Source organism: Streptomyces purpureus (genome assembly GCF_014648195.1).
GTDB classification, from domain to species: Bacteria; Actinomycetota; Actinomycetes; order Streptomycetales; family Streptomycetaceae; genus Streptomyces; species Streptomyces purpureus.
The window spans coordinates 42,406-49,494 of record NZ_BMQQ01000038.1 but is presented as its reverse complement, the minus strand read 5'-3'; the positions used below and the strand labels follow the sequence as shown (position 1 = coordinate 49,494).

The window sequence follows — 7,089 nt, the reverse complement described above, 5'->3', positions numbered from 1 at the left end:
GCGATCGGGCTGGACGGCCCCACTCTGGTCCGGGTCGCACGGGCCGCACGCTGGGGGCTTGGCCGCGGCGCTGGCTCCTGCCGGCGGTCACGCCTCGGTTGCGCCCGCACGGCCTCGCCCCCCGGCAGGCCGGCGCGGCCGCACCGCCAGGCCCGGCCGCGGCCTTGACCGGAGGCCCCGCCGTAGTCGCGCCCGCACGGCCTCGCCCCCCGGCAGGCCGGCGCGGCCGCACGGCCAGGCCCGGCCGCGGCCTTGACCGGAGGCCCCGCCGTAGTCGCGCCTGCACGGCCTTGGGCCCCGGCTGGGCGGCCCCGGCCGAGCCCGGCGGAGCGACCTCGGCCCTGCTGGCCGGACGCCCCGATGCCCCGGGCCTGGCGGGATAGCCCCCGGCCCCGGCCCGGCTCAGCCACACGGTCCCGGCCCGCGTCGGCCGGACAGCCCCACCCCGGGCCCGGTCGCACGCCCCGCCCCGGCGGGGAACGGCCGCGGCCCCGCCCCACCCCGCTCCACCCCAACACCCCCCGCCCCGGCCCTCGCCCCGGCCGAACCGGCCACCTGAGACACTGGGCGCGATGACTGAGACACCGCCGCCCCCGCGAGCCCGCGCCGAGATCGACCTCGGGGCGCTGCGTGCCAACGTTCGCACGCTGCGCGCCCGGGTCGCGCCACGCACCCAGGTGATGGCCGTCGTCAAGGCGGACGCGTACGGGCACGGGGCCGTTCGGTGTGCCCGGGCCGCGCTGCAGGCGGGGGCGACCTGGCTCGGGACGGCAACGCCGCACGAGGCGCTCGCCCTGCGGGCCGCCGGGCTGCGGGACGTGCGGATTCTGTGCTGGCTGTGGACCCCCGGCGATCCCTGGGGCGCCGGGATCGAGGCCGACCTCGACATGACCGTCAGCGGCCTGTGGGCGCTGAGCGAAGTCACCGAGGCCGCCCGCGCCGTCGGCAGGCGCGCCCGGATCCAGCTCAAGGCCGACACCGGCCTCGGCCGCAACGGCTGTCAGCCCGCCGACTGGGCCGAGCTCGTCGGCGAGGCGCTGAAGGCGCAGCAGGACGGCCTCGTCCAGGTCACCGGCGTCTGGTCGCACCTCGCCTGTGCCGACGAGCCCGGGCACCCCTCCATCGCCGCGCAGCTCGAGGTCTTCCGCACGATGCTGGCGTACGCGGAGAAGGAGGGCATCGAGCCGGAGGTGCGGCACCTCGCCAACTCCCCGGCGACGCTCACCCTCCCCGAGACCCATTTCGACCTGGTACGGCCCGGTATCGCCATGTACGGCGTCTCGCCCAGCCCCGAGATCGGCACCCCGGCCGACTTCGGCCTGCGCCCGGTCATGACCCTCGCCGCGAGCGTCGCGCTGGTGAAGCACGCTCCCGCGGGTCACGGCGTCAGTTACGGGCATCACTACGTCACCGAGCGCGAGACCACGCTCGGTCTGGTGCCCGTCGGCTACGCGGACGGCATCCCCCGGCACGCCTCCGGGCGCGGCCCCGTCCTGGTCGGCGACAAGATCCGTACGGTCGCCGGGCGTGTCGCCATGGACCAGTTCGTGGTCGACCTCGGCGGCGACACGCCCGCGCCGGGCGCCGAAGCCCTGCTGTTCGGGCCGGGGGACCGGGGCGAGCCGACGGCCGAGGACTGGGCGCGGGCCGCCGACACCATCGCGTACGAGATCGTCACCAGGATCGGTTCGAGGGTTCCGCGTGTTTACCTGAATGAGCTCGACGAAGCGAATGAGGTCCTGGACCAGTAGGGAGCGGGAGTGAGCGAGACCAGTACGGGGGAGATCGTCGCCGCCGCCACCGACAACTGGCGCCGCGCGGGCCTCGCGGGCGCCGCGATAGGTGTGATCGCCGCCGGGGCCGCCGCGGGCGTCGCCCTGGAGCGGATGACCGTCGGCCGGGGGATCCGCCGCAAGGCCCGGCTCGCCCTCGATGCGGCGGGACCGTACGGCACCCTGCGGGGCACGCCCGGCCGGGCCGTCGCCGAGGACGGCACCGAGCTGTACTACGAGGTCGACGAGGTCGAGGCGGAGGTCCCCGGCCCGCGCCGGCGCCGGCTGTTCGGGCGCAAGGCGCCCGCCGCCGTCACCGTCGTCTTCAGCCACGGCTACTGCCTCAACCAGGACTCCTGGCACTTCCAGCGCGCCGCCCTGCGCGGCCTGGTCCGTACCGTCCACTGGGACCAGCGCAGCCATGGCCGCTCGGCCCGCGGCGTGGCGCAGCAGGGCCCGGCCGGGGTGCCGGTCTCCATCGACTCGCTCGGCCTCGACCTGAAGGCGGTCATCGACGCCGCCGCGCCCACCGGCCCGCTCGTCCTGGTCGGCCATTCGATGGGCGGCATGACGATGATGGCCCTTGCCGACCAGCACCCCGAGCTGATCCGGGACCGGGTCGTCGGCGTCGCCTTCGTCGGCACCTCCTGCGGACGGCTCGGCGAGGTCAACTACGGTCTGCCGGTCGCCGGGGTCAACGCCGTACGCCGCGTCCTGCCCGGTGTGCTGCGGGCCCTCGGCTCGCAGGCGGAGCTGGTCGAGAAGGGCCGCCGCGCCACCGCCGACCTGTTCGCCGGGCTGATCAAGAGGTACTCGTTCTCGTCCCGGGACGTGGACCCGGCCATCGCGCGGTTCGCCGAGCGGATGATCGAGTCGACCCCGATCGACGTGGTCGCGGAGTTCTACCCGGCCTTCACCGAGCACGACAAGGCCGAGGCCCTGGACATCTTCCAGGAGGTGCCCGCGCTCGCCCTGGCCGGCGACCGCGACCTGGTCACGCCGAGCTCGCACACCGAGGCCATCGCCGATCTGCTGCCCGACGCCGAGCTGGTCATCGTCCCCGACGGCGGCCATCTGGTGATGCTGGAGCACCCGGAGGCGGTGACCGACCGGCTCGCGGACCTGCTCGTGCGGGTCGGGGCCGTACCGGCAGCGACTAACGTTGGCTCGTATGGAAGCACCGCAGAGCCAGGCCACCACTGAGGCCACCTTCGCCGTCGACTCGCCCGAGCAGATGCAGGAGACCGGACGGCGTCTCGCGAAACTGCTCCGCCCGGGCGATCTCGTGATGCTCACCGGCGAGCTCGGCGCCGGGAAGACGACCCTCACCCGCGGCCTCGGCGAAGGTCTCGGCGTGCGGGGCGCGGTCACCTCGCCGACCTTCGTCATCGCCCGGGTCCACCCCTCCCTGACCGGCGGCCCGGCCCTCGTCCACGTCGACGCGTACCGCCTCGGCGGGGGTCTGGACGAGATGGAGGACCTCGACCTGGACGTCTCGCTGCCCGAGTCGGTGGTGGTCGTGGAGTGGGGCGACGGCAAGGTCGAGGACCTGTCCGAGGAGCGGCTGCACGTGCTGATCCACCGCGTGGTGGGCGACACCGACGACGACCGGCGCACGGTGACCCTGCGCGGCCTGGGCAGCCGCTGGTCCACCGAGGACCTCACGCTGGTGTAGTTCCGAGGCTCCCGGGGAGCTGTGTACGTTCCGACAAGACGTCGGCAAGATGTTGCGCCGGTCGTACCAAGCGTGGTGACATGGTCCTACGAGCGGGTTAGGTCTACCTAACCACGCCTGCCCCCGGAGCCTCAGGAGGCATCCATGCCGGCATCCGAGCGTGAACGTGAAACGCGCACGCGCACGTCCCCGCGGCCGGAGTCCGCGGTGTCCATGACGGATCTGCTGGCGTCCTGCGCGGCGGCCAGCGCGGTGTCGACACCGCCACGGAAGACCGAGCCCGACGATGTCACCGAGGAGCATGAGCCGCGGCGCGACGCCGCGTAGCCCGATCGGGGGAAGTGGTCCGGGGACCGCACCCCATTGAGGAGAGGTCCTACGGGACCTCAACCACCGGAGGGGTCCTACGGGACCACGACCACCTTCGAGCCGATCGTCGCGAACGACCACAGCGCGTCGCCGTCGGCCCGCTTCATCCGCACGCCGCCGGTGCGGCGGTTGGGATCCGGCTTGGCCAGCGTGCCGTCCACGGCCGCGCTGAAGCCGATCGGCACCTCGCCGACGGTGGTGAACCGCACGACGTGCTCGACCCGCACGCCGTCCGACCCGCGCACCAGCCCGGACCGGGAGGTCACCGCGTACGTCCCCGGCTTCGGGTTGACCGTGCTCGGCATGACACTGAACGCCCGCGTCGCGCGGTTGGCGCCGTCCACCAGCCACACCCGGCGGTCGGCGAGGCCGTAGACCACACGCTGGCCGGAGCCCGACTTCGCGGGGATCGCCAGCGGATCCTTGACCGGCTTGCGCGGTCCGCCGGCCGACGGGGCGGGCGGGGCCGCCGGGGTCATCGGCTTCGCCGACAGATCCGCCGGCACGGTGGCCGACGCCTGGTAGGCGAGGAAGGTGACCGCCGCGATCGCCGCCGCGGTGAGCCCGGCCACGAATCCCGAGCTGCTCCTTGCCACGGTGTCCACCTCTCAGACGTTTGTACCCGTGGTGACGGTAGCAGCCGGGGCCGACAGGGGCGGGGCGGCGTGCCTGGGGCCGCGGAGCCGTAGGCTGTTCGCGTGCTCCTGCTCGCCGTTGATACCGCCACACCCGCCGTCACCGTCGCCCTCCACGACGGTGAGACCGTCGTCGCCCAGTCCAGTCAGGTCGACGCCCGCCGGCACGGGGAACTGCTGCTGCCCGCCGTCCACCGCGTCCTCACCGAGGCCGGACGCACGCTCGACGCGGTCACCGGCGTCGTCGTCGGTGTCGGCCCCGGCCCGTACACGGGCCTGCGGGTCGGCCTGATGACCGCCAACACCTTCGCCTCGGTCCTCGGCGTCCCCGTGCACGGCCTGTGCACCCTCGACGGCCTGGCGTACGCCTCCGGCATCGAGGAGCCGTTCGTCGTCGCGACGGACGCGCGCCGCAAGGAGGTCTACTGGGCGCGGTACGAAGGGTTCCGCACCCGGGTCGGCGAGCCGGCCGTCGACCGGCCTGCGGACATCGCCGAGCAGGTCGCCGGCGTCCCCGCGGTCGGCGCGGGAGCCGTGCTCTACCCCGAGGTCTTCCCCGACGCCCGGGCCCCCGAGCACCAGTCGGCCGCGGCTCTCGCCGCGCTCGCCGCCGAGCGGCTGAAGGCCGGAGAATCATTCCTGGAGCCCCTCCCGCTCTACCTGCGCCGCCCCGACGCGCAGGTGCCGAAGAACTACAAGGTGGTCACCCCCTCGTGACCCGTACGGCTGCCGTGCTGCGCGAGATGCGCTGGTGGGACATCGCACCGGTGCTGGAGCTCGAACACGACCTCTTCCCCGAGGACGCCTGGTCCGCGGGGATGTTCTGGTCCGAGCTCGCGCACGCCCGGGGCCCGGCCGCCTCCCGGCGCTATGTCGTCGCCGAGGACGGCGACGGCCGGATAGTCGGGTACGCGGGCCTCGCGTCGGCCGGCGGGCTCGGCGACGTACAGACCATCGCGGCCTCCCGCGACCAGTGGGGCACGGGACTCGGCGCCCGGCTCCTGACCGACCTGCTGCAGTACGCCACGGCCTTCGAGTGCGAGGAAGTGCTCCTGGAGGTCCGTGTGGACAACACCCGGGCGCAGAAGCTGTACGAGCGCTTCGGCTTCGAGCCCATCGGCTTCCGGCGCGGCTACTACCAGCCGGGCAACGTCGACGCGCTCGTGATGCGACTGACCGTTCAAGGAACAGAAGAGACTGACTGATGGCTGCTGACGAACCGCTTGTCCTCGGCATCGAGACCTCGTGCGACGAGACCGGTGTCGGCATCGTGCGCGGCACGACCCTGCTCGCGGACGCCGTCGCCTCCAGCGTCGACACCCACGCCCGCTTCGGCGGCGTGGTCCCCGAGATCGCCTCGCGCGCCCACCTGGAGGCGATGGTCCCCACCATCGAACGCGCCCTGAAGCAGGCCGGGATCTCCGCGAAGGACCTCGACGGCATCGCCGTCACCGCCGGTCCCGGGCTCGCGGGCGCGCTGCTCGTGGGCGTCTCGGCGGCCAAGGCGTACGCGTACGCGCTGAACAAGCCGCTCTACGGGGTCAACCACCTCGCCTCGCACATCTGCGTCGACCAGCTCGAACACGGGCCGCTGCCCGAGCCGACGATGGCCCTGCTGGTCTCCGGCGGGCACTCCTCGCTGCTGCTCGCGCCCGACATCACCGCCGACGTACGCCCCATGGGCGCGACGATCGACGATGCGGCCGGCGAGGCCTTCGACAAGATCGCACGGGTGCTGAACCTCGGTTTCCCCGGCGGCCCGGTCATCGACCGGCTCGCCAAGGAGGGCGACCCCGATGCGATCGCCTTCCCGCGCGGTCTGACCGGCCCCCGCGACCCCGCCTACGACTTCTCCTTCTCCGGCCTCAAGACCGCCGTGGCCCGCTGGATCGAGGCCAAGCGGGCGGCCGGCGAGGAGGTGCCCGTACGGGACGTCGCCGCCTCCTTCCAGGAGGCGGTCGTGGACGTGCTCACGCGTAAGGCCGTACGTGCCTGCAAGGACGAGGGCGTCGACCACCTGATGATCGGCGGCGGCGTGGCCGCCAACTCGCGGCTGCGGGCGCTTGCCCAGGAGCGGTGCGAGCGGGTCGGCATCCGGCTGCGGGTGCCCAGGCCGGGGCTGTGCACCGACAACGGTGCGATGGTGGCGGCGCTCGGCGCGGAGATGGTGGCCCGCAACCGGCCCGCCTCCGACCTGGAGCTGTCCGCGGACTCCTCGCTGCCGGTGACCGACCCGCACGTCCCCGGCAACCACAGCCACGGCCACGGCCACGATCACGACCACGTGCACGAGATCAGCAAGGAGAACCTGTACTCGTGACGACGGTCGCACTGATGTGGGAGGCGCGCGCGGTGCAGGGCCGCGGCGCCGAACTCCTGGAGTGGGCGCGGGCCCAGGAGCTCGCGGCCGAGCCGCTGCGCCGGGAGCTCTTCTCGGCGCCGCAGGACCGCGTCCTCGTCCTCACCTGGTGGGACGCGCCGTTCGACGCCGAGCTGCCGGAACTGCCCGAACCGGCGGCCGACCTGATCACGCGTCCGGTGCACCGCTGGCGCTTCGAGTCCCATGGGACGGGTGACTGACCCGCTTCCGCAGGCAACCACGCGTTCGAATGAACCGTCCTCCTCTCCGCAGGATGGG

At 73.7% G+C, this 7,089-nt stretch carries 9 protein-coding genes; 8 read left to right on the top strand and 1 reads right to left on the bottom strand.

The window, feature by feature from the left end; all coding sequences use genetic code 11:
• Positions 1-572: 572 nt before the first annotated feature.
• From alr to IEZ01_RS31200, 4 genes are all read left to right on the top strand, one after another.
• A complete protein-coding gene (gene alr / locus IEZ01_RS31215) occupies positions 573-1,751 on the top strand; it encodes an alanine racemase (protein ID WP_189205056.1) in 1,179 nt (392 codons plus the stop codon).
• 9 nt (positions 1,752-1,760) lie between these two features.
• Positions 1,761-2,975 (top strand): alpha/beta fold hydrolase, encoded by a 1,215-nt coding sequence (locus IEZ01_RS31210; RefSeq protein WP_019888799.1) that lies wholly within the window; start codon positions 1,761-1,763, stop codon positions 2,973-2,975.
• Complete coding sequence (gene tsaE, locus IEZ01_RS31205) at positions 2,944-3,447, top strand: tRNA (adenosine(37)-N6)-threonylcarbamoyltransferase complex ATPase subunit type 1 TsaE (protein WP_019888800.1); 504 nt, start codon at positions 2,944-2,946, stop codon at positions 3,445-3,447. Before IEZ01_RS31210 ends, tsaE begins: the two co-directional genes overlap by 32 nt.
• Positions 3,448-3,591: 144 nt before the next feature.
• Positions 3,592-3,774, top strand: a complete 183-nt coding sequence (locus IEZ01_RS31200) for a hypothetical protein (protein WP_019888801.1) — start codon at positions 3,592-3,594, stop codon at positions 3,772-3,774.
• Between the two features lie 77 nt (positions 3,775-3,851).
• On the opposite strand, the gene IEZ01_RS31195 is transcribed toward IEZ01_RS31200, so the two are convergent.
• Positions 3,852-4,412, bottom strand: coding sequence for a hypothetical protein (locus IEZ01_RS31195; RefSeq protein WP_106959978.1), 561 nt, complete (start codon positions 4,410-4,412; stop codon positions 3,852-3,854).
• 102 nt (positions 4,413-4,514) lie between these two features.
• On the opposite strand from IEZ01_RS31195, the gene tsaB reads away from it, so the two are divergent.
• The 4 genes from tsaB to IEZ01_RS31175 are packed head-to-tail and all read left to right on the top strand — an operon-like array spanning position 4,515 to position 7,031.
• The gene (gene tsaB, locus IEZ01_RS31190) at positions 4,515-5,168 is read left to right on the top strand and encodes a tRNA (adenosine(37)-N6)-threonylcarbamoyltransferase complex dimerization subunit type 1 TsaB (RefSeq protein ID WP_189205054.1); all 654 of its coding nucleotides are present in this window, start codon (positions 4,515-4,517) and stop codon (positions 5,166-5,168) included.
• Positions 5,165-5,656, top strand: coding sequence for a ribosomal protein S18-alanine N-acetyltransferase (gene rimI / locus IEZ01_RS31185; protein WP_019888804.1), 492 nt, complete (start codon positions 5,165-5,167; stop codon positions 5,654-5,656). The genes tsaB and rimI overlap by 4 nt, the downstream gene beginning before the upstream one ends.
• Positions 5,656-6,771, top strand: coding sequence for a tRNA (adenosine(37)-N6)-threonylcarbamoyltransferase complex transferase subunit TsaD (gene tsaD / locus IEZ01_RS31180; RefSeq protein WP_189205052.1), 1,116 nt, complete (start codon positions 5,656-5,658; stop codon positions 6,769-6,771). Before rimI ends, tsaD begins: the two co-directional genes overlap by 1 nt.
• Positions 6,772-6,785: 14 nt before the next feature.
• Positions 6,786-7,031, top strand: a complete 246-nt coding sequence (locus IEZ01_RS31175; protein WP_040875629.1) for a hypothetical protein — start codon at positions 6,786-6,788, stop codon at positions 7,029-7,031.
• Positions 7,032-7,089: the final 58 nt, after the last annotated feature.

Bases quoted from the DNA above. Each gene is read 5' to 3' on its own strand.
- tsaD (WP_189205052.1), top strand. From the start codon at position 5,656: ATGGCTGCTGACGAACCGCTTGTCCTCGGCATCGAGACCTCGTGCGAC.
- tsaE (WP_019888800.1), top strand. From the start codon at position 2,944: ATGGAAGCACCGCAGAGCCAGGCCACCACTGAGGCCACCTTCGCCGTC.
- alr (WP_189205056.1), top strand. From the start codon at position 573: ATGACTGAGACACCGCCGCCCCCGCGAGCCCGCGCCGAGATCGACCTC.
- IEZ01_RS31175 (WP_040875629.1), top strand. From the start codon at position 6,786: ATGTGGGAGGCGCGCGCGGTGCAGGGCCGCGGCGCCGAACTCCTGGAG.
- IEZ01_RS31200 (WP_019888801.1), top strand. From the start codon at position 3,592: ATGCCGGCATCCGAGCGTGAACGTGAAACGCGCACGCGCACGTCCCCG.